The organism is Rhizobium sp. 05L419 (genome assembly GCF_056397845.1).
In genome coordinates, this window is record NZ_JBFTOF010000016.1 from 1 (window position 1) to 20742 (window position 20742).

General features: G+C 58.5%; 15 protein-coding genes and 1 pseudogene. 8 read left to right on the plus strand and 8 right to left on the minus strand.

From position 1 onward, the window contains the following. Window positions 1-60: 60 nt before the first annotated feature. The 5 genes from AC1DMK_RS19370 to AC1DMK_RS19390 form a co-directional block, all read right to left on the minus strand. A protein-coding gene (locus tag AC1DMK_RS19370) for an IS3 family transposase (RefSeq protein WP_165504791.1) occupies window positions 61-1199 on the minus strand; the annotation gives its coding sequence in 2 pieces (ribosomal slippage) (window positions 61-941 and window positions 941-1199; 1140 coding nt in all). A 418-nt stretch (window positions 1200-1617) separates the two neighbouring features. After that, complete coding sequence (locus AC1DMK_RS19375; protein ID WP_477861150.1) at window positions 1618-2562, minus strand: nucleotidyl transferase AbiEii/AbiGii toxin family protein; 945 nt, start codon at window positions 2560-2562, stop codon at window positions 1618-1620. Beyond that, window positions 2552-3139 carry a DUF6088 family protein gene (locus AC1DMK_RS19380; protein WP_477861152.1) on the minus strand — a complete coding sequence of 196 codons (588 nt, stop codon included), beginning with the start codon at window positions 3137-3139 and terminating at the stop codon, window positions 2552-2554. Before AC1DMK_RS19380 ends, AC1DMK_RS19375 begins: the two co-directional genes overlap by 11 nt. 142 nt (window positions 3140-3281) lie before the next feature. Next, a complete protein-coding gene (locus AC1DMK_RS19385) occupies window positions 3282-3692 on the minus strand; it encodes a 3'-5' exonuclease (protein WP_477861154.1) in 411 nt (136 codons plus the stop codon). Further along, entirely contained in the window at window positions 3670-3945 is a 276-nt protein-coding gene (locus tag AC1DMK_RS19390; protein WP_477861155.1) for a hypothetical protein, read from the minus strand. Before AC1DMK_RS19390 ends, AC1DMK_RS19385 begins: the two co-directional genes overlap by 23 nt. Before the next feature lie 79 nt (window positions 3946-4024). On the opposite strand from AC1DMK_RS19390, the pseudogene AC1DMK_RS19395 reads away from it, so the two are divergent. Beyond that, window positions 4025-4274: pseudogene (locus AC1DMK_RS19395) on the plus strand (IS5/IS1182 family transposase); the annotation flags it as partial. Window positions 4275-4365: 91 nt separating this feature from the next. Here the strand turns inward: AC1DMK_RS19395 and AC1DMK_RS19400 are convergent. Continuing rightward, on the minus strand, window positions 4366-5277 hold the full coding sequence (locus tag AC1DMK_RS19400; protein ID WP_477861157.1) for a hypothetical protein: 912 nt from the start codon (window positions 5275-5277) through the stop codon (window positions 4366-4368). 39 nt (window positions 5278-5316) lie between these two features. Here AC1DMK_RS19400 and AC1DMK_RS19405 point away from each other — a divergent pair, with 39 nt between their 5' ends. The 7 genes from AC1DMK_RS19405 to AC1DMK_RS19435 all read left to right on the plus strand — a co-directional run bounded on the left by AC1DMK_RS19405 (window position 5317) and on the right by AC1DMK_RS19435 (window position 18160). Then, window positions 5317-5676, plus strand: a complete 360-nt coding sequence (locus AC1DMK_RS19405; protein WP_477861159.1) for a hypothetical protein — start codon at window positions 5317-5319, stop codon at window positions 5674-5676. Window positions 5677-6038: 362 nt separating this feature from the next. Then, window positions 6039-7583, plus strand: coding sequence for an O-antigen ligase family protein (locus tag AC1DMK_RS19410; protein ID WP_477861161.1), 1545 nt, complete (start codon window positions 6039-6041; stop codon window positions 7581-7583). Between the two features lie 195 nt (window positions 7584-7778). Next, complete coding sequence (locus tag AC1DMK_RS19415; RefSeq protein WP_477861163.1) at window positions 7779-13001, plus strand: DUF4082 domain-containing protein; 5223 nt, start codon at window positions 7779-7781, stop codon at window positions 12999-13001. A gap of 10 nt (window positions 13002-13011) precedes the next feature. Further along, on the plus strand, window positions 13012-14235 hold the full coding sequence (locus AC1DMK_RS19420; protein WP_477861165.1) for a GTP-binding protein: 1224 nt from the start codon (window positions 13012-13014) through the stop codon (window positions 14233-14235). A gap of 34 nt (window positions 14236-14269) precedes the next feature. Then, window positions 14270-14575 (plus strand): hypothetical protein, encoded by a 306-nt coding sequence (locus AC1DMK_RS19425; protein WP_037064733.1) that lies wholly within the window; start codon window positions 14270-14272, stop codon window positions 14573-14575. Window positions 14576-14612: 37 nt separating this feature from the next. Beyond that, window positions 14613-16754 (plus strand): peptidase domain-containing ABC transporter, encoded by a 2142-nt coding sequence (locus AC1DMK_RS19430; protein WP_477861167.1) that lies wholly within the window; start codon window positions 14613-14615, stop codon window positions 16752-16754. Next, a complete protein-coding gene (locus tag AC1DMK_RS19435; RefSeq protein ID WP_477861169.1) occupies window positions 16751-18160 on the plus strand; it encodes an HlyD family type I secretion periplasmic adaptor subunit in 1410 nt (469 codons plus the stop codon). Before AC1DMK_RS19430 ends, AC1DMK_RS19435 begins: the two co-directional genes overlap by 4 nt. 184 nt (window positions 18161-18344) lie before the next feature. Here the strand turns inward: AC1DMK_RS19435 and AC1DMK_RS19440 are convergent, their stop codons facing one another. Further along, the gene (locus AC1DMK_RS19440) at window positions 18345-19334 is read right to left on the minus strand and encodes a glycosyltransferase (protein WP_477861171.1); all 990 of its coding nucleotides are present in this window, start codon (window positions 19332-19334) and stop codon (window positions 18345-18347) included. 56 nt (window positions 19335-19390) lie between these two features. Then, window positions 19391-20689 (minus strand): rhamnosyltransferase WsaF family glycosyltransferase, encoded by a 1299-nt coding sequence (locus AC1DMK_RS19445; protein ID WP_477861173.1) that lies wholly within the window; start codon window positions 20687-20689, stop codon window positions 19391-19393. Window positions 20690-20742 lie beyond the last annotated feature (53 nt).

Below are 20742 nucleotides of genomic sequence, written 5' to 3' on the forward strand. Positions count from 1 at the left end.
TGAGCTGGCTCGGTTTGTCTGAACAGTACCCGGCGTTTGTTAAGTGGATTCCCGCCTTGGTTACGCTGCAGCCAGCATCGGCGTCAGCGCGTTGAAATAAGCCTGATCCGGTGTCTGCCGGTCAAGCGATGAATGCGGGCGCCGTTGGTTGTAAAAGTTAATGTAACAACCAATCCCAGCCCGTGCCTGCGGGACGTTCTCGTAGGCATGAAGATAGATTTCCTCGTATTTGATAGTCCGCCAGAGCCGCTCGACGAAGACATTGTCCCGCCATGCGCCCCTGCCGTCCATCGAGATGGCGATTTCGGCCTCCTTCAGCACCGCCGTGAAGTCGGTAGACGTAAACTGCGATCCCTGGTCGGTATTGAAGATGTCAGGCTTTCCATACTTGGCGAGCGCCTCTTCGACCGCTTCAATACAAAAAGCCGTCTCCATCGTGATCGACAGCCGCCACGACAGAACCCGGCGGCTGAACCAATCGACGACCGCGCAGAGATAGACAAAACCCCGCGCCATCGGAACGTAGCTAATGTCCATAGCCCACGCCTGGTTGGGTCTGGTGACCGCCAGCTTGCGCAGCAGATATGGATAGATCTTGTGCCCTGGTGCCGGTTTTGAGGTATTCGGGCGGCGGTAGATCGCCTCTATACCCATCTTCCTCATCAGCGTTGCGACATGAAGCCGCCCTGTCTGAAACCCGTCTGCCTTCAAAAGCCCTTGCAACATCCGGCTCCCGGCAAAGGGATAATCGAGATGCAGCTCGTCGATCCGCCGCATCAGCGCCAGATCGCCGTCAGACACCGGACGCGGCGAATAATAGATGCTGCTGCGACTGAGGCCGAGAAGCTTCGCCTGGCGGACAACCGACAGCTTATGTGTGCGGTTGATCATTTCTTTCCGCTCAGCAGCCCGGCTTTGCCGAGCGCACCGGATAAAAAATCATTCTCCAGCGTCAGTTCTCCAATCTTGGCATGGAGTGTTTTGATATCGACAGTGGGTACCGCCGGTTCCGATTTGGCATCATCGCCAAATACCTCTGTCGCTCCCTCAAGCAGCTGGTCCTTCCATTGCTTGATTTGGTTGACATGCACGTCGAACTGCTGGGACAACTCCACCAGCGTCTGCTCGCCCCTGATGGCAGCCAGTGCCACTTTCGCCTTGAAAGCCGGGCTATGGTTCCGGCGCGGTCGTCTCGTCATGGTATCTCCTGTTTCCGGCATCTAAGCCAAAGTCAGGCAAGAATTCCACTTATACCGGTTGTCCGATTTTTCCGAGCCAGCTCTGTTTTCGGCTCCGGCTTGCCGGGGTTTGTTTTTTGAAATTCATGGTTCATCTCCTTTGTTGATGGGTTGTTGTCCTGATGGATGGTTCCCCAAGAACACGGCGATGAAAGGCGGTTTGTCCCCCAACACGGGAGGCGCTGCAGGCGGCGAATGGAGCGGGCAGGCGGACAGGGCAAAGCGTCCGCGCTGTGTAGGAATCCGGTCCACACTCAAGGCCACGACCCACCTACGGGATGCCCTGGATTTCCGCTTCACACCCCGCATCCCGGAGGCGTGCCCCTAACACATGGACGATGAGGTCTGGCGAAAGATCAGCCGGAATGCGACGGGACCGCTAGAGGCGCTCTGCGTAGGACGCGATACGTGCGAGGATCTCTTTCAGGCTGGGCCTGCGATGGTAATAAAGCGCCGCGGTCCGCTCATACGCGCGTTCGTAAAGCGCGAATGTCTCGGGGTCGGAAAGGCTGAACGCCGGATTGCCGCTGATATCGGGATTGTCGAGTCTCGGAAAACGCCGGTCCTTGTGGGCGCGATACGCGTCCATGCCGATGAAGGCTTGCACGTCCGGTTGTTCCAACAGGCAATAGACGTCGTAATAATGCCGGAGGAAATTGGCGGGGAACTTTCCGGTTTCCTGCTGCTTGCGATATTTGGTGGAAATGGTCTGGAGCTTCTCCACCAGTGTGTAGCCGGGTTCGTAACAGGGTACGGCCAGCGCGCGATTATCGATCAGCTCGACGCGCGATGATGCATAGTCGTAGGCCCAGGAGCTGATGTCTTTAGCGATATTAGGGGCCACCGTATCGAAGCCGGCTTCGAGCAGGACGCCGCCCTTGAGCACCGACGTCGTACCGGTCGTCTCCGGATAATAAAGGCGGATGCCGCCGCTGCGATAACTCTCGTTGTCGAATTCGGTATCGCGCTCGTTGCTTTTGATGCCGTCGATCGTGATCGTCTCGGCCAGCCAGTCATAGAAGGCCTTGCGGCTTTCGCGATGGGCGGGCTTGTCATGATTGGGGCCGGTCTTGACCCCCATATCTTCGGGAGGCTCGATACGGATATCGATATCCTCCGAGAACCGGTTGATGATGCGGTACCCTTTGGAGAGCGAGGTGCCGCCCTTCAGCTCGAACGCCATCCCCAGCTGCTGCAGGCCGTAGAGGCAGTGCATGATCCAGTAGTCTTTTTCGACCAGCACCGGCTGCACCTTCATCTCATCGGCGACGATACGCAGCAGGGACGCGAAATCCTTGTGGTTATGCAGGAAATCAGCTGGCATGCGCGTCCGCTACGAGGCCGTTGAAGAACTTGCGTGTGCGCACCATTCCGTATTCCTTGGCGGCACGGGTGAGGGCATTGCGATTGCCTTGCAGGGCACGTTCTTTCACACGGGCCAGCACCTGTTCACGGTCTTCGGCCAGATGGTCGAGATTGTTGACCAGGTCGACCAGCAGGAACTCTTTGGTCAGGGTTTTGGGGAAGGCCGGTTTCTTGCGGAACTCGAATTCCCGACCGCCCAGCGTGAAGTTGCCGTGGCGCTTATGGTTGTAGACGACGGTCTTGTTATAGAGCTGCGTCGCTCCGACACCCAGGCTGTTATAGGCATTGGGCGAGGTGACGAGATAACGGTCATCCTTCAGGAACGCCTCGACGAGGGCATCATCTTCGGCGGGAGCCTTGCCGAACACGGTCTGCTTCGGCCGGTGATAGACGCCAGTCGATAGTTTGGTCAGGTACCCTTCCGCCAGCAGCTGCTGCAGGTGCCGATCGACAGAGGACGACCATTGGGCGAGGTCCTCCCGACGGTAGACCTTGCCGGATCGCAGATGCTTTTTCAGTTCCTGTAACTTCGTCATGGGATAGCTCCTGCACTCACTATAGCGAAATATGGGTGTGAATGCAATTTTCTTCAAATTTCATGCAAATGGCTGCGCTATTTGGGGACCTAAAGAGCTGATATCGTGAAGTTATATATGGTCCGTTTTCCGGGAATTTCGACTACTGGAACAGTGTAAATCCGGGGACCTCCTGACCTTCGGGGAGGTCAAAGACAACAGCGAGCACGTGCCTTGCACGTGTCAGGGCGACATACAGCTTCGCACGCGCCTCACCCTCCAATTTTCCTTTTGGGTCTTTCAGCCATGACATCATGTTTTGCGTGGGATAGACAACGACGCGGTCAAAACCAAGTCCTTTAGATCGTCCGAAGGTGATCATCGGCAGAACGGCAGATGCGACCTTAGCGTTGGAACCCCATCGGAGCTGTACCGGTCGGCCGGTCTCGAAATAGCGAGGCAGATCATTACGCCAGACAATGTATAGTCCGGCGTCCTGGGGTTCCGGCTGACGGCAATCTGCGCAGTCACATGCCGCAGTCGCCGCCATTTCAGGATAGAGCTTGGACGACAACGCGCATATCGCGGCGCTGTTGAGATGCGATGTGGCTAGGCTGGCCACGTCGATATCGAATGCGAGCTTTTTGGGCAGGGTCTCGCGAATGAAGTTCTCTATGCCGCCATTCCTGTCTTTCGTGACGCGCTTCCAGGTGTGTCAGGTAGGTCACCTGCCTCGGGTCACCCACCAGAACGACTTGGGAAGGCGTTTTGAACAAGGCCATCAGGATATCGAGATCGTAGCCGGCAAGATCCTGCACTTCGTCCACGAAAATGAACGGATAGATACGGGAAAAACGCTCGAAGACCTCGGGTCAACGCAGTCTACCCCCGAACACGGGGATCGATAGCCAGCGCGACCGACACATCGCGGCAATCAACACGAACGGGCGAATGAAATGGCAAGCAGCCACCGGATATGGCAAGCGTTCGTTGGTCGAGACAGCCATCGGTCGCTACAAATCGATCATCGGCGCCGGCTGCGGGCGCGATCCTTCAAAGCACAAAAGACCGAGGTAGCCATCGGCTGCGCCGTCCTTAACCGAATGCTGGCAGCGCACGCCCGAAATCCGTCCGGCGCAACGCAGCCACCGCATAAACGACGGTATCAAAGAATGAAGTCCCGAAAGCTCTCGGATCCCGCACCAATGCTGTCAGCATCGTTTTCGATCGATGTTTGCGCCGGCCTTTCATCTCCATGTGCCTACGATCTGCATGACCTTTCTGGACGCTCGCCTGGGATTTTTGATCGCCTCCCTGGCAGGCCGCAATATGTCCCGGTAGTTTCCATACTTGTTTATCGGGATCTCCGATATTTCTTTCCACAGCGTTTCAATTGCTTTGAAATATATCTCGCCTTTCCGTCTCGTTTCGGGTGGCAGCGAAAGCATGTCCACATAGTTTGCTCTTGAGATCATGGGATGTATTTCGTGTTGCTTCGGCTTTACATAGGAATCGCAGAATCCCCATGCGCTCATTCGCAATTCTAGGTATGCAAGATCCAGTATAGCCAAGGTGTCCAAATGCGAAATGGGCGCAAGCCAGGCATCCACTGCCTGTATCACCTCGGCGTTCTGCGGCAGCTTCAACCTGGTCACCAAACCTTTCGCGTCGATCGCTGTGTCGTGCTCCGCATTCAACCAGAGGAAGCCCCGACCGACTTCTCCGCCAAGCCCGCCGATGAAGTATTGTCCGTCGAGAGGCCTGACGCTCGGATGCATCTTGACGTTGTTGCCGCCAACGCAATGGCCGGCCCTGGATCTCCAGAGGTCAGCTTCTTCCGGCGTGGCTTCGCGGTAGCGCAGAAGCTCATGCCGCAGGCCAAACTGGCGTGCCAGCCGGGTCGCGCAGGCGACATCCACATCGGCGGTTGGTGCTGCAACGGTCACAAAGGTCAGATTGGCAAGGAGATGCCGCGAGCACGCCAGCAGGAGACGGGAGTCGTTGCCCGCGGTCAGGGCAACACTGGTTTTTCCGGCACCGGCGAGAATCGCCGTCGTTTGAGTGATGCGCTCGCAAATCCGCGCGCAAGACGACATTGGATCTTCAGATATTGCGATTGGAGCTAGGGGCCAGTGGCGCTTCGGCGTCCAACTGTCCAAGTCCAGATAGTGATTGCAGAGGAGACGGGAGATCCCTTCATGCGCCGTCAGGCCCGCCGTAAACCAACCGGCATTGTCGACGTCGAGCGTTTTGTAGAGCTTTGCCCGAAATCGCTCCTGATATCCAGCAGCGTCAAGGAGAACCGCAGCAGTCGCACCGGCAACCTTTGCCAGCCCGTCATAGACGAGGGAGAGTGTGCCGTCTGCGTCGAGATAGACGCGTCGCGAGCCAAGAGCGCTGAGTACGAACAGAAAACTTCCGGCCAGGCGGTAGATGCACTTCTCGACAAGATCATCCAGATCTTGCACGTCATCCAGCTTTCTATCGATGCGATATTGGCCATCGACGACAACGCCGCGATCGATATCAATTGGAGTCCCGAAAAGGAGGCCGATTGACTTGTCGTCCGCATCCAGAACCGGGACGACACTTATCTCTGGAGCCAGGTTCAGGAAGAGACAATCAAGTTGACGTTGTCGCCAGCCGCTGGGGCATGGTCTGGCGACGGTCGAAATGACGAATTGCCCATCAAAGTTGTCAGGTCCCGGCAGCATTTCTTGTTCCTTGGACGAGGGTTGCCTTGGCGGTTCGACGGCACCCAAAGCGAGCCTGCCAAGCTTATCCGATAGTATTCATGTAAGTAAGCGCTGCCGGGATCGTCTATTTGGACGAAACCAGGTATGTCAGAAGGATTAATCGCAGATCGAGTTGGTTTTGGATATTGTCGTTTCGGGCCATTTCTATTCAGCCTCTCAGCGAGATGGTTGAGAATGATGGTTTAAGGGCAATTCCGCCAGCATATCCGGACATGACGATGTCTAAGTATCAGGCAGCCAGCAGACATACGCTCTATCGTGCCGGTGCGAGCGGAAGTGTTGCTTCAAGCCCGCCGACCACCAGAAGCGATCGACGCCGCTTTGACCTGGGTAATCAATCGGGTTTTGCTCAGTCAGGACGACTACCCGTTGCAATCAAGCTGTTTCTGATAGGGCTGGTGATCCCGTGGATCCTGCCTTTGGGGTCACTCAACCTCTCGGCCTATCGCATTGTCCTCATCGTCGCGCTGTTGCCTTGCGTCGCGATGTGGGCACAGGGGAAAGTGGGGCCAATCCGGATAGCGGACATCGGTCTTCAACTCTACAGTATCTGGGCGGCCCTCGCGCTCGCCGTCATTCACGGGGTGGGGCCGGGCCTCCAATCGGGTGGCATGCTGTTTATCGAAGGAACGGGCGCCTATCTGCTGGCGCGCTGCTACATTCGTACCGCCGCCGATTTTCGCAACATGATCATATTTGTGATCAAGCTGATGATGTGTCTTCTGCCATTTGCCCTCTATGAGTGGATGACCGGCGAAAAGCCTTTGCTGGTCGCGTTCGGAACGATCTTTCCAACTGTTGAAGTGACGAAAATGGTTCCGCGAATGGGTCTCTGGCGGGTGCAAGGCCCATTCAGTCATTCCATCCTATTCGGTGTCTTCTGCGGCAGCATGCTTGCGTTGACCAGCCTCGTGGCCAGCAAAAAGCCGTCCACCCGCGCATTCCTGGTTTGTCTGGTCGGCGGGACCGCTGTTCTGTCGATGTCGTCAGCCCCGATAGCCGGCGTGGTTTTCCAGATCGCGCTGCTGACATGGAACAGGCTCCTCCGCAACTTTAGGGGCCGATGGAAGCTATTGTGGGTATTGGTGTTGATCGGCTACCTTGTCGTCGAATTTGGCTCCAATCAGACGCCGGTGCAGTTTTACGTTTCGCACTTCACATTCGAACAGCAGACTGGGTGGTATCGCATCTGGATCTGGGACTACGGTTCCGCGTCCGTTTCCAACCATCCTCTTTTTGGAATCGGGCTTGGCGACTGGGAGCGCCCTAGCTGGATGGGGAGTGACAGTGTCGACAATTTCTGGCTGCTCACCGCCATGCGGTACGGGCTCCCCGCCTTCCTGTTGATGTCCCTGTCCTGGCTTTTCCTTTGGATCGCCGTGGCGCGAAGGAGGGGCCTCGATCGCACCCTCCGTTCCTACCGGACCGCCTATCTCATTTGCATGGCCACCTTTGTGTTCGTGGGGTCGACTGTGCATTTCTGGGGCGCCACCTATGCATGGTTTTTCTTCCTCGGAGGCTCGGGCGTCTGGCTGTTGGATGCCGTGGCTAGTCCGAAGGAGGATACGGTGCCGTCGGGTTTGATCGGCAACCGTGCTCCCTCATCGAGAGTTGCAGCCAGACGCCGAGGCCGGCCACCGCTGCCGCAAGCTGACCGGTCGCCGGCTTGGCCGCTGCCGCCTCTGTCGGCACCTACCAGCGGTGACTAGCCTGCCTTGCGGACGGCTTTTTAATCCTTGTCAGGATTCAAGGTTATCGCCATTCCGACACCCCCGCCAAGTATTGCACGCAAGTAATCATAACGATGTACGAACTACTCCAGCGCATACCACTGTTTGCCGTCGTTCGCTCCGTCGAGAAAACTGGCAGAATATACTTTCTCGAATGGCGATGGGTGTTCCTGTATGTTCAAGATGCGCGTCAAGGATAACAAATTTCTAGGTGTTTTCGGCGGTGCGAGCAGCGTTTATGTCACCTCCGATGCCTGGCGCACCAATGCGGTGCCGGTCGTGTCGGTGCCAGTGGCCGACGGGCCCAAAGCAACAAGCGCGGTGTTTCAAGCGGCGGGGGATATTGCACCAACGACGTCGGCAACAATACTTCGCCAAGACGGCCAACCCTCCTATGCGGCAGCCGATTTTACAACAACAACTATCCTCCCGTCCGCCTCGACGGGGACGACGCCTGGGCCCACGCCGGCACGCAAGGTCCTTTCGGTGGAGGAATCCCCGATCCAGGTCCAATCAAGCGCGTTGACGGGCAGCAGCAGCGTCAGTGAGATTGACGCCGTGCAATCCGTCAACGGCAGCTCGGCACTCGACGCCCCGGCGCCGGCTGTTTCGCCGGTTATGCGGCTTTCCTCGACTGCGACAGCGCAAACCGCGCTCGACTCGACCGTGACGCAACCTGAGGTCTCCATCGCTGCGGCGGCTGTCGCCCCCGCAGCCGCTCTCGCGGTGACGCCCAACAGGATTCCCCTCGAAAACATGAAGCAGGGCACCCCCCGCAGCGAGTGGGCTATCGAGGGCGACGGCGACGGCAACATTCAGGGCTTTGCGACCCAAATCAGCACCAACATCGGCCAGACCGTCGATTTCAAGATTGCAACGGATTCGACACATTATCGCATCGACATATACCGCATGGGTTACTACGGCGGCGACGGAGCACGCAAAGTCGCGTCGATCGACAAATCGCTGACCACCGCGCAGATCCAACCTCATCCGATCGTGGATATGTCGCTCGGGCTGATCGACTGTGGCAACTGGTCGGTATCTGCGAGCTGGGAAATTCCCGAAGATGCCGTTTCAGGCGTCTACTTTGCCAAGCTCGTTCGCGAAGACGGTACCAACGGGGCGAGCATCATCCCCTTTGTGGTACGTGATGACGCTTCGACGAGCGATATCGTCTTCCAGACATCGGACACGACCTGGCAGGCCTACAATGCCTGGGGCGGAGCCAGCCTCTACTACGGGCAAGTCCCTGTCGACCCGGCCGACATGATCGGCTACCTGCCGCCCAACTGCAGCTGTGGGTTGACTGCGATCGGACGCGCGTCCGCTGTCAGCTACAACCGGCCGATCATAACCAATACGAGCCCCATCGGAGGGACGCACGATTTCATTTTCGGCGCGGAGCAGCCTGCGATCGAGTGGCTCGAGCAGAATGGATACGACGTCTCCTACATATCAGGCGTCGATGCCACGAGAAACGGGAGCCTGTTGCTCAACCATCAGGCCTATCTTTCGGTGGGGCATGACGAGTACTGGTCCGCCGAGCAAAGGAGCAACGTGGAAGCGGCGCGCGACAGCGGCGTCAACCTGGCATTCTGGAGCGGCAACGAAGTCTATTGGAAGGTTCGCTGGGAAACCAGCATAGACGGCAATGGTACGCCTTATCGCACCATGGTCTGCTACAAGGAAACCTGGGGCACCAGCAGCGATCCGAGCGCGATCGGTACGGGCACATGGCGTGACCCCCGCTACGCTGATCCGGGACAGCAGCCCGAGAACGCGTTGACCGGAACGCTGTTCACGGTGGACAGTTACCGTGCCGATACCATTTCCATCCCTTACGACTATTCCAACCTCCGGTTTTGGCGCAACACCGACGTCGCGAACCTGCAACCCGGCGAATCCTACAATCTGGTGCAGAACCTGCTCGGCTATGAGTGGGATTCCGACGTCGAAAACGGCTTTAGACCAGCCGGTCTCATCAATCTCTCGCTGTCGACAATCGCGGTCGACAGCTATCTCTTTGACTACGGCACCACAGTTGGAAGCAACACGGCCACGCATAGCCTGACCATGTATCGGGCGCAAAGCGGTGCGCTCGTTTTCGGTGCAGGAACCGTATTCTGGTCATGGGGCCTGAGCTCCAACCACGAAGGCGCGGCCACGCCAACCGATCCGAACGTCCAGCAGGCGATGGTCAACATGTTCGCCGACATGGGCATCCAGCCGACCACGCTGGTTGCCAGTCTGGCCCTTGCGACCCAATCGACGGACACACTCAAGCCGACGTCGACCATTACGTCGCCCACCGTGGGCGGCAGCTTCCTTGAAGGGCAGCACGTCACGATAACGGGTACGGCCCAGGATACCGGCGGCGGCATCATCGCGGGCGTCGAAATCTCAACCGATGGCGGTCAGCACTGGTACAAGGCCACCGGCAAGGAGAGCTGGAGCTACAACTGGGTCGTTCAGGCGAGCGGCACCTACACGATCATGTCCCGCGCCGTCGACGACAGTGTCAACATGGAAACGCCATCGACAGGCAAACAGGTCACAGTTGCCCTGCCCGCAACGTCTAGCCTATGGACACTCGCTGCCAAGCCGGCCACTGAGACCACGATCGAGCGCGATGGCGTGGAACTCGGCGTTCGCTTTCAGTCCACAACCGGCGGCTCGGTGCAGGGAATTCGCTTCTACAAGGGATTCTACAATATCGGGGAGCACGTCGTCAGTCTCTGGAAAGCAGACGGAACGCTACTCGCGACGGGCATATCCACGGGCGAGTCACTGTCAGGCTGGCAGACCGTCATGTTCTCCAGCCCGATCCCGATCGCCGCCGGAACGACCTATGTCGCTTCCTATCACAGCAATGGCTTCTATTCGGTGACCGACAACTATTTCGGCACCACCTACAGCAACGGCCCCTTGAAGGCGGTCGACGGCGGCGGGGCGTATATCTATAGCGCAAACGCCGGCACATTCCCCGGCAACAGCCCTGCAGGCTCGAATTACTGGGTCGACGTTGTCTTCGACGCCGGGCCGAACAGCCTGCCGGTTGCAACAGACGATACCGGCTATACGGTCGCCCGCAACGGGATGTTTACGATATCGATTGCAGCACTTGTCGCTAACGATACCGATGCCAATGGCGACGCCCTGACGATCACCGCCGTCGGCAATGCGGTGCACGGCTCCGTCACGCTGAACGCACAGACGGGGAATGTCATCTTCACTCCGGACGCAAGTTATGCGGGCCCGGCGAATTTCAGCTACACGCTCTCCGACGGCCGGGGTGGAACCGCTCAAGGCAATGTCAGCCTGTCGGTCGATGAAGGCCCATCCGGTGTAAGCCTGTTTCAGCCGAACGAAGGCCCGGCGAACGCCGGCGTCAGCGAGAATGCTCCGCTGGAACTTGGCATGAAGTTCGTTTCGTCCACCAGCGGCACGATCACCGGCATCCGTTTCTACAAGGCAGCGGGCGACACCGGTGCACACACCGGTTCCATCTGGATGTCCGACGGCACGCTGCTGGGCACCATCACATTTTCAAGCGAATCGCTCAGTGGATGGCAGACTGCGACGTTCTCCAGTCCCATCCAGGTCACCGCCGGTGCCACATACGTCGCTTCCTATCATACGACCGGCGCCTATGTCGCGACGGCAGACTATTTCACGACGGCGCATACAAATGGTCCGCTGACCGGACTTTCTGCCGCATCCAGCGGCGGCAACGGCGTGTTTTCCTACGGATCCAATTCAACGTTCCCGACCTCCAGCTATCATGCGGCGAACTACTGGGTGGATGTCGTTTTCAACCAGTCCACAGCCAACGCCGTGCCGGTCGCGGCCAATGACAACGGGTTTGTCGCATACTCAAACACCGCTCTATCGATCGCTGCTGCGGCCCTGCTTGCAAACGACACCGATGCAGACGGCGATGTCCTGTCCATTACGGGGGCAAACGGCGCAACGAACGGCACGGTAACGTTCAACAGCCAGACCAACACGATCATCTTTACGCCGACAAATGGCTATACCGGCGGCGCCAATTTTTCCTATACCGTTTCGGATGGCCGTGGCGGCACTTCGTCGGCCTCCGTGAGCCTGACTGTCGGCCCGCAGGCAAGTGGTACAGGCCTGTTTTCATCCTCCGATGTCCCCAGCGGTCCGTCGGGGAACGATTCCAGTTCGGTGGAGCTCGGCGTCAAGTTCGTTGCCTCCGCCGGCGGCAACATCGCGGGACTCCGTTATTACAAGAGTGCGCAAGACACCGGGACACATGTCGGATCTCTGTGGAGCAGCACCGGGCAGCTGCTTGCAACGGCGACATTTACGAACGAAACAGCCAGCGGCTGGCAGACGGTGACGTTCTCCCAGCCGATTACGATCATGTCGGGAACCACCTATGTCGCGAGCTATCATTCCAACGGCTTCTATGCCGCAACACCGAACTATTTCACCACCGATCATTCCAGCGGTGTATTGACCGCGCCGAGTGGTGGAAATGGCGTCTACGCATACGGAGCCGGAAGCCTGTTTCCAAGCGCAAGCTACAATTCAACCAATTACTGGGTCGACGTCCTCTACCAGAACGGTGCGCAAAACTCGGCACCGATCGCAGCCAACGATCCAGGTTTTTCCACCACCACCGGAACGCCGATCACCATTCAGGCCTCAGCATTGCTTGCCAATGACAGCGACCCCGATGGCGATGCCATATCGATCACCGGCGTCAGCGGCGGCGTCAACGGCACTGCAATCTTTGACAGCCAGTCGAACACGATCACGTTCACGCCGACGGCTGGCTATTCGGGCGCAGCGAGCTTCTCCTACACGATTGCCGATGCTGCGGGAGCGATCGCTTCGGCCCAGGTTTCCGTGGCGGTCAACAACCAGGGCGGCGAACAGAACGTCTTTTCCGCCGGCTCGACCCCGTCGATCGTGTCGGTCAACGACAATTCGCCTGTCAATCTCGGGATGAAATTTCAGGCGGATACGGCAGGCTGGATCACCGGCATTCGCTTTTACAAGGGTGAAACCAACACGGGTTCTCATACCGGATATCTCTGGACTTCGACCGGAACCTTGCTTGCAAGCGCCACCTTCTCGAACGAAACCGCGAGCGGCTGGCAGTCGGTCAATCTTTCCACACAGGTCGAGATCAATGCCGATACGACGTATGTCGTCTCCTACAGCACCAACGGCAATTACTCGGCGACGGGCGGCTACTTCGGTGCCGAAACGTCCAACGGCAATTTGCAGGCTCTGTCGTCAGCCCTGAGCGGTGGCAACGGCGTCTATGCCTATGGCTCGAGCGGGCTCTTCCCGACCAGCACCTACAACAGCACGAACTACTACGTAGACGTGGCCTTCAAGCCGCAACTCGCAGCTTAATGGATTGAGCATGGAACGGACGATTGGTGATGGCAGACTTCCGGTGACCGTGTTGGCGGGTTTTCTCGGCGCCGGCAAGACGACGATCCTCAACCATGTGCTGCGCAATCGCGAGGGACGTCGCGTTGCGGTGATCGTCAACGACATGAGTGAGATCAACATCGATGCAGACCTTATCCGAGACGGCGGCGCCAATCTGTCGCGGACTGACGAGACGCTGGTGGAGCTCACCAACGGGTGCATCTGTTGTACGCTTCGTGACGATCTGCTTGGCGAAGTCCGGCGGCTCTCTGCCGACGGACGCTTCGACTACCTGCTGATCGAGGGCACAGGGATCGCAGAACCTCTGCCGATCGCCGCGACCTTCTCGTTCCGTGACGAGAGCGGTGCAGCGCTCTGCGACATCGCCAGACTGGATACGATGGTTTCCGTCGTCGATGCCGCAAATCTGCTGGCGGACTTCTCCAGCAGGGATTTTCTCAGCGATCGGGGAGAGACCCGCGATGCCGATGACAAGCGTACCCTGGTCGATCTCATCGTCGAGCAGATCGAGTTCGCCGATGTCGTCGTCATCAACAAGATCTCCGACGTGACTGCCGATATCCGAGCGGCGGTCCGTCGGATCGTTGCCGCGCTCAATCCTGATGCGCGCGTCGTGGAGACCGATTTCGGGCATTTGCCGCTCGCCTCCATCCTCGATACGCAGCTGTTCAGCGAGGCTAAGTCCGCACGGCATCCGCTGTGGCACAAGGAGCTGTACGGCTGGGGAGACCATGTTCCCGAGACGCAGGAGTATGGCATTACCAGCTTCGTCTATCGCGCGCGGCGGCCGTTCGATCCTTTGAAGCTCCATAACGTTCTTGCACGAGAATGGCGCGGTCTCATTCGCGCCAAGGGACACTTCTGGCTGGCAACCCGCCCAGACGAAATCGGCCTGTTGTCGATCGCGGGCGTACAACGCACTCTCGCAACCAAGGGGTTCTGGTGGGCGACCGTCCCGAAGGCGCAGTGGCCCCGCTATCCGCAGTTTCGCCAGTTGCTTGATCGGCACTGGCACGAGGTCTGGGGCGATCGCCGGCAGGAACTCGTGTTCATCGGCGCCGGGCTCGACGAGGAGGCGATCTGTGCCGCTCTCGACGAGAGCCTGCTTGGCGAAGAGACCGGTTTCGATCAGCAGCTGGCGCAAGATCTGCACGATCCCTTTCCCGCGTGGCAACACACCCACACGGCATGATTGACTTTGAACCCAGAAAACAGAGGGGCCTATAATGAGCAACGAACTCTACGCAGACGGCATCGGCGAAATCACGGTTACCGGCACAATCGTCAGGATCGATATGATGTCGCTCTCCGCCACCGAACGCGATCCGGGTAACAATCCGATACCGGTGTTTCGCCAACGGATAATCATGCCGGTTGACGCTTTCGCCAATGCGGTGGACCTGATGCAGAAGGCCCTTGCCGGACTGGTTGAAGCCGGAGCCGTGCGTCGCATCGGCGATATTCAACCACCGATCAATGATGCGGCTCAACCGGCGAACGCGCCTGTCAACGCATCGCCGAACTTCAACTAGCCACACAACACAAGTATCGCCAGGGTGGGCCACGCGTATGTTTTTGCACACCAATCTACACTGCCTTGCTCTCGTCGCCCGTCATCACGGCGTCGATCTCTCACCCGAGCGGCTGCAGCACGACTATGCCGTAACGGACGAGCCCGTTGCCTTGCGCCAGCTTCTGCGCATGGCGAAAGACGCCGGCCTGCGCGCCAGGCACGTCGACCTGATGTGGCGATCGCTGTTTGAATTGGGCAATGCCTATCCTGTGTTGGCCGAACTTGAAAACGGCAACTGGATCGTCATCGCCGGCGCAGTGACCGATGACGACGGCGGCGAGCGCGTCCGCGTGCTCGATCCGCTGGCGGAGCGTCCGGAGTTCATCCTTTTGGACGAGGAGCAGTTCTCCAGATCGTGGCACGGCTCCGTCATCCTCATGAAGCGCAACTACAAGATGAAGGATGACGACCAGCCGTTCGGCTTTCGCTGGTTCATCCCCGAAGTCATCAGGCAGCGCAGCTTCTTCCGCGATGTCGCGCTGGCCGCGTTCGTTCTTTACGGGCTCGGCCTGACCACGCCGATGTTCTTCCAGCTCGTGATCGACAAGGTCCTAGTGCACCAGAGCTACGCGACGCTCACGGTCCTGACGATCGGTATCGCCGTCGCGCTCATCTTCGACGCCACCTTCAGCTTTCTACGTCGCTATCTGCTGCTCTACGCAACAAACAGGATCGACATCAGAATAGCCACGCGGACATTCGGGCATCTCCTGAACCTGCCGATCTCGCTGTTCGAGCAGGCGTCGGCCGGCGTTATCGTCAAACACATGCAGCAAACAGGCCGCATTCGCGAGTTCTTGACAGGTCGCCTGTTCCTGACGCTTCTCGACGGTTTGTCGCTTTTGGTCTTCGTGCCGATCCTGCTGCTCTACAGCGTCAAGCTCACGCTCGTCGTGCTCGGCTTCGCAGCTCTCGTCGGGCTCGTGGTGATGATGCTCGTTGGCCCTTTCCAGCGGCGGCTGCAGGCGCTCTATCTGGCGGAAGGAGACAAGCAGGCCCTGCTGGTCGAAACCGTTCACGGCATGCGCACCGTCAAGTCGCTTGCCCTGGAGCCGCGGCAACGCAAGGTGTGGGACGATTGCTCTGCCCAGGCTATTTCCGTGCGTTTCCGTGTGGAGAAGATCTCGACCGTTGCACAATCATTGACCGGGCTCCTCGAGAAACTGATGAGCGTCGCAATCATTGGCCTTGGCGCGCTCGACGTCTTTAGCGGCGCGATGACGGTCGGTGCCCTGGTTGCGTTCAACATGCTGGCCGGCAGGGTGTCCGGGCCGCTTGTCCAGATCGTGACCATGGTCCACGAATACCAGGAGGTTGCGCTGTCGGTTCGCATGCTCGGCGAGATCATGAACCAGCGCCCGGAACAGTTCGGTCGCGGCCGGGGCATCCGGCCGCAGCTCAGGGGGCGCATCGAGTTCGACAAGGTGAGTTTCCGCTACGGTCCGGAGGGTCCGCCGGCACTCGACGACGTCTCCTTCACCGTCCCAGCGGGATCGGTCTTCGGGGTCGTCGGCAAGAGCGGTTCGGGCAAGACGACGATCACCAGGCTTATCCAGGGGCTCTATCAAAGCCAGCAGGGGCTGGTGCGGATCGACGGCTACGACAGTCGTGAGATCGACCTCGTTCATCTCAGAAGTAGTATCGGTGTCGTGCTCCAGGACAACTTTCTCTTCCGTGGCACGGTGCGCGAAAACATTGCAGCGGCAAAGCCGGATGCGAGTATCGAGGAGATCGTCGAGGTCGCCCGCATCGCAGGCGCCGAGGAGTTCATCGAACGCCTTCCGCGCGGGTTCGAAACGATGCTGGAGGAAAACGCATCCAATCTCTCCGGCGGTCAGAAACAGCGTCTGGCGATCGCACGTGCGCTAATAACCGATCCCAAGCTGCTTATCTTTGACGAGGCTACAAGTGCGCTTGATCCGGATAGCGAAGCGATCATAAGGCAAAATCTCAGCCAGATCGCGGCGGGGCGGACGGTTATCATCGTTTCGCATCGCCTGTCGACGCTTGTCGATTCCGACGCCATCCTCGTCGTCGAACGTGGCAAGATTGCTGATATCGGCCGCCATGACCAGCTCGTGTCACGATGCATGACCTATCGGCATCTCTGGTCGCAACAGATGAGGCAGGTAGCATGAACGCGCGCGCCGAAAAACCGAATGAAAACCTTCCGGTCCCGGCCAAGCGGCAAGGAAACGACCTCACGGCGAGACGTTCGTTTTCACCGGTGATCGCGGAGTTCCAGTCAGATGCCGTCGAGCTTGAAGAGCGTGCGCCGCCCAGAATAGCCCGCATGACACTCTACTGCGTCACGGCGCTGATCGGCTCGGCGGTCCTATGGGCTTCGGTCTCATCGATCGATGAGGTCGTTGTTGCTCCCGGCAAGCTGGTCACCACCCAGCCCACGATCGTTGTCCAACCCATCGAAACATCGATCATCCGCACGATCGATGTTACGGCAGGCGAGGTGGTGCGCGCAGGCCAGACACTTGCGACACTTGACGCGACCTTCAGCCAGGCGGATGTCGACCAGCTGACGGCAAAATTCGCAGCCCTTGACGCTCAGGTGAAACGGATCGAAGCGGAACTGGCCGGCGCCGACTATTCGACAATGGCCGGCGTCTCCTCGAATGAGATACTGCAGGTGCAGCTGTTCGCGCAGCGCCGTGCGTTTTACGTGGCACAGCTCCAGAATTTCGAACAGCAGATTGCGGGCCAGGCTGCGTCGCTCGCAGCCAGCAAGAGCCAGGAGGCGGTTCTGGTCGACCGCCGTGAAAACCTGTCACGGATCGAGAGTGCGCGCGAACGCCTCTACAATCGTGAGAGCGGCTCTCTGATTACCCTGCTTGGTTCTCGCGATGCGCGTCTCGACGTCGAAGCAGCCCTGTCGGCAGTAAAGGGGCGGGCTGATGAGGCCGAGCACGCGCGCGCAAAGCTGCAGGCCGACCGTCAGGCCTTTATTGAAGACTTTCGCCGCGCCTTGATGGAACAGCTCGTTGATCTGCGCAGCCAGCGCGACACAGCGGGCGAAGAACTGAAGAAAATGGAGCTGCGGCGCAACTTGGTCGCCCTGACGGCCCCCGCCGACGCGGTGGTTCTCGACCTTGCCCAACGCTCTGTAGGCTCGGTCGTAAAGGAAGCGGAGCCGATTGTAACACTTGTCCCGCTGAACGTTCCGCTGGAGGCGGAGGTGTCGATCAATTCACGCGACATCGGGCGTATAGCGGCTGATAAAGAGGCGCGGATCAAGTTCGACGCCTATCCCTTCCAGAAATATGGCACCGCCTCGGGCACAGTCAGAACGGTCAGCCGCGACACCTTCACCCCGTCGCAGCAGGATGCGGCAGCAACCCAGTCCAGTTCGCCGTTCTTCAAGGCCCGCATTCTGCTCTCGGATGCGCGCCTGGGCACGGCAAACGACCCGGTCATGCTGCTTCCAGGGATGGCAGTCTCTGCCGAGATCATGGTCGGACGCCGAACAGTGATGTCGTATTTCCTCTATCCGTTGCTGAAGGGCCTGGACACGGCGATCCGGGAACCGTGATCAACATCCAGCTTTTGCGGACCCTCGCGCATTCAAGTCGCTGAGCCGGGCAGGCGACGCCATGTCGAGCCCAACACACTTCGCATCACCGGCGACCCGTTGCCATCAGGTCGGCGTGTGTCTACCGAAGAGGCGCGCCTTCAGCTGTCAGGTCCAAATGCCATTTGGACCTGCGACTTGGGATTCAGATTCTGGCAGCGCCCAGCGCAGACCGCAGAAGTCGCCACGCGCGCGGCCCCATCGCTCTCGTCAGCAGCAGCCGAAGCCAAGAACTGGTACGCCAGACGCCCGGGTAAAGTTCTTTTGCCAGTTCCGACAGTCGACGCGATGTCTCCAGATCCCCTTCATTGAGCGCCTCACTTGCCTGATAGGCCGCGTTGCGGCCGAGGGCTTGAAGCAGAATTTGCTGGTAGGAAACAGCATTTGGCAGCTTTGCGGCGCTGTGCTCGAGAAAATGCTCAATGGCTGCACGTCTTTGCTGCACATCTGGAAGCCGCGCGGACGAGTACGATCGTGACATATTCTGCGAATGCATCCGATAGACTGCCTGCGTCGCGTTTACGAAGCCAGCGTCACCTTCCGCTGCCAAGCGTAGCCACATGGCCATGTCACCGGCATGGGGCAAGGCATGGCAATATCCACCAACTTGCTTCTGGGCGCTCGTTCTGACCACAGCCGTCGGAGTGGGGACGATATTCTGTCCCTTCATCGCCTTTACAAAATCCAGACATGGCAGAACTGCAATCTCTGCCGGAAAGCTGCTACCGAAAGGCTCAAGCGCCTGGCGTAGATTGTCGTCGGAAAGCAAAATGGCATTTCCGAAGACGAAACTCATCTCTGGATTCGTCTTAAAGAGCTGCGACGCGCGCGACAAAGCTCCGGGCGCCAGATAGTCGTCGGCAGACAACAGCAGGAAGAGATCTCCCGATGCCCAGTCGATCCCTTCATTGTAGGTCGTAATATGTCCCTGGTTGGCCGTATGCCGCCGGAATTCGACCCGGTGATCTTGGGCTGCGAGTTGTTTTCCCACTTCAGCCGTGTTGTCGGGTGAACAATCGTCCAGAATCAATACGCGGACATCCACATTCTCCTGTGAAAGCACGCTTTCGACGCACTCTCGCAAGAAGTTCCCGTATCGATAACATGGAATTGCTACATCAACAGTTGTTGTCACGGTTTCCTCGGACGTTGATCGGTGGAACACAGGCTTATTCAGGCGAAAGTTCGTTGCTATGTCTTCAGGGCGCGACGTAGCGCGGTGTCTATTGCCGCCCCCGCGACATCCCAGGAAATGGAGGCAACGCTCTCGGCTGCTTGCCTGGATTCCGTTTCGAAGTCCGACATGGTCACAACGGCCTCCAATGCATCCGCAAGCGCGTGGGGAAGCAAGGGCGCGTATCGCACGTGTGAATTGTCCAACACCATGCGGTTGTGATCGGCATCATTGACGACCGGAATACAACCGCAGGCGAGCATTTCGTGTGGAACCAGCGACACGTTGGTAAGAGACAGTGTGAGGCCCGCGAAGCACTGATTGTAGATATCGGCAAGTTTTTCCGGGGAAACCAAACCGTGGTTCGTGAACTTGAAGGGAAGGGCCCCAAGCTCCTCGCCGAAGAGATGCAGCTCGATATGCGGGCAACGCTTGGCGAAAAGCTCAAGTGCCAACAGACCAAGCTCGACGGCCCGGCGTGGTGTCCCCGCACGCGCATAAAACGCCACGCCTTTTCGCTTGGCAGATCCGTCAAAGCGATACCGGCTGGTATCGCACCCAAACGGAAACCAATCCGATGTCATGCCGAACTCACTGCCCAGTTTCTCGGTCAGCCAGCGACCTGCAGTTATCCCGTGAAAGCCCATCCGATAGGTGTTTTCCGCCAGCACGCTGTTGGTGCCGATGGGATAGAATGACGGTTCATAGTCCTGGACAAAATAGAAGCGCTTTCCTGCCGAGCGCATATTGAACACCGCATAGGCCGACGGCCAATGGGTCGCGACGACGGCGTGCGCATCTTCGATCTCGGGACCCAGTTTTCCAATCTTGCAGGTGATACCATAGTGTAGGCGGGCAACCTTTTTGTAATACTGGTGATCGCCCCCATAGGGATCGTAGAAATACACACGGTTGTCGTACCCTATCTGCTGTAGGTACTTTATCATCCGGAATATAGTCGTATGGCCGCCCGATCCGGGACCTGCAGGACCCACGATCCAATTGATTGCAATAGGTGCGCCATCTACGACCGCTGGAACCTTTGGCATTGCTGGCCGTGCAAAATCAGCCCGCAGCACATCCTCCGGGAAGACGTGCCAGGTAAAGCCCTTCGGCTTTATCCAGTCGGACAACTTTGATCGCACCCGCGTCGTAAAAACGCTGTACCCATCACGCAGCAGGAGGTGTCTGAGCTGGCGAGCGCGGCGATCGACCTGAATGCAAGCGCGTCTTAGAGTCATTGCTACCCGCATCGGCTGGCTCGCACGTTTATCCGGCGCCGCAGCAGCCATGATTTTGATCTGCAACAGATCCATCCCCCTTCACGTCGGAGGCCCAGCGTTTGTCGTTGGTCCACACGGGCGGCAAT

What these genes read in the sequence shown, in the direction of transcription:
- AC1DMK_RS19420 (WP_477861165.1), top strand. Translation starts at nt 13,012, where the DNA reads ATGGAACGGACGATTGGTGATGGCAGACTTCCGGTGACCGTGTTGGCG.
- AC1DMK_RS19430 (WP_477861167.1), top strand. Translation starts at nt 14,613, where the DNA reads ATGTTTTTGCACACCAATCTACACTGCCTTGCTCTCGTCGCCCGTCAT.
- AC1DMK_RS19415 (WP_477861163.1), top strand. Translation starts at nt 7,779, where the DNA reads ATGTTCAAGATGCGCGTCAAGGATAACAAATTTCTAGGTGTTTTCGGC.
- AC1DMK_RS19445 (WP_477861173.1), bottom strand. Translation starts at nt 20,689, where the DNA reads ATGGATCTGTTGCAGATCAAAATCATGGCTGCTGCGGCGCCGGATAAA.
- AC1DMK_RS19435 (WP_477861169.1), top strand. Translation starts at nt 16,751, where the DNA reads ATGAACGCGCGCGCCGAAAAACCGAATGAAAACCTTCCGGTCCCGGCC.
- AC1DMK_RS19375 (WP_477861150.1), bottom strand. Translation starts at nt 2,562, where the DNA reads ATGCCAGCTGATTTCCTGCATAACCACAAGGATTTCGCGTCCCTGCTG.
- AC1DMK_RS19380 (WP_477861152.1), bottom strand. Translation starts at nt 3,139, where the DNA reads ATGACGAAGTTACAGGAACTGAAAAAGCATCTGCGATCCGGCAAGGTC.
- AC1DMK_RS19410 (WP_477861161.1), top strand. Translation starts at nt 6,039, where the DNA reads ATGGTTGAGAATGATGGTTTAAGGGCAATTCCGCCAGCATATCCGGAC.
- AC1DMK_RS19405 (WP_477861159.1), top strand. Translation starts at nt 5,317, where the DNA reads ATGCGCCGTCAGGCCCGCCGTAAACCAACCGGCATTGTCGACGTCGAG.
- AC1DMK_RS19425 (WP_037064733.1), top strand. Translation starts at nt 14,270, where the DNA reads ATGAGCAACGAACTCTACGCAGACGGCATCGGCGAAATCACGGTTACC.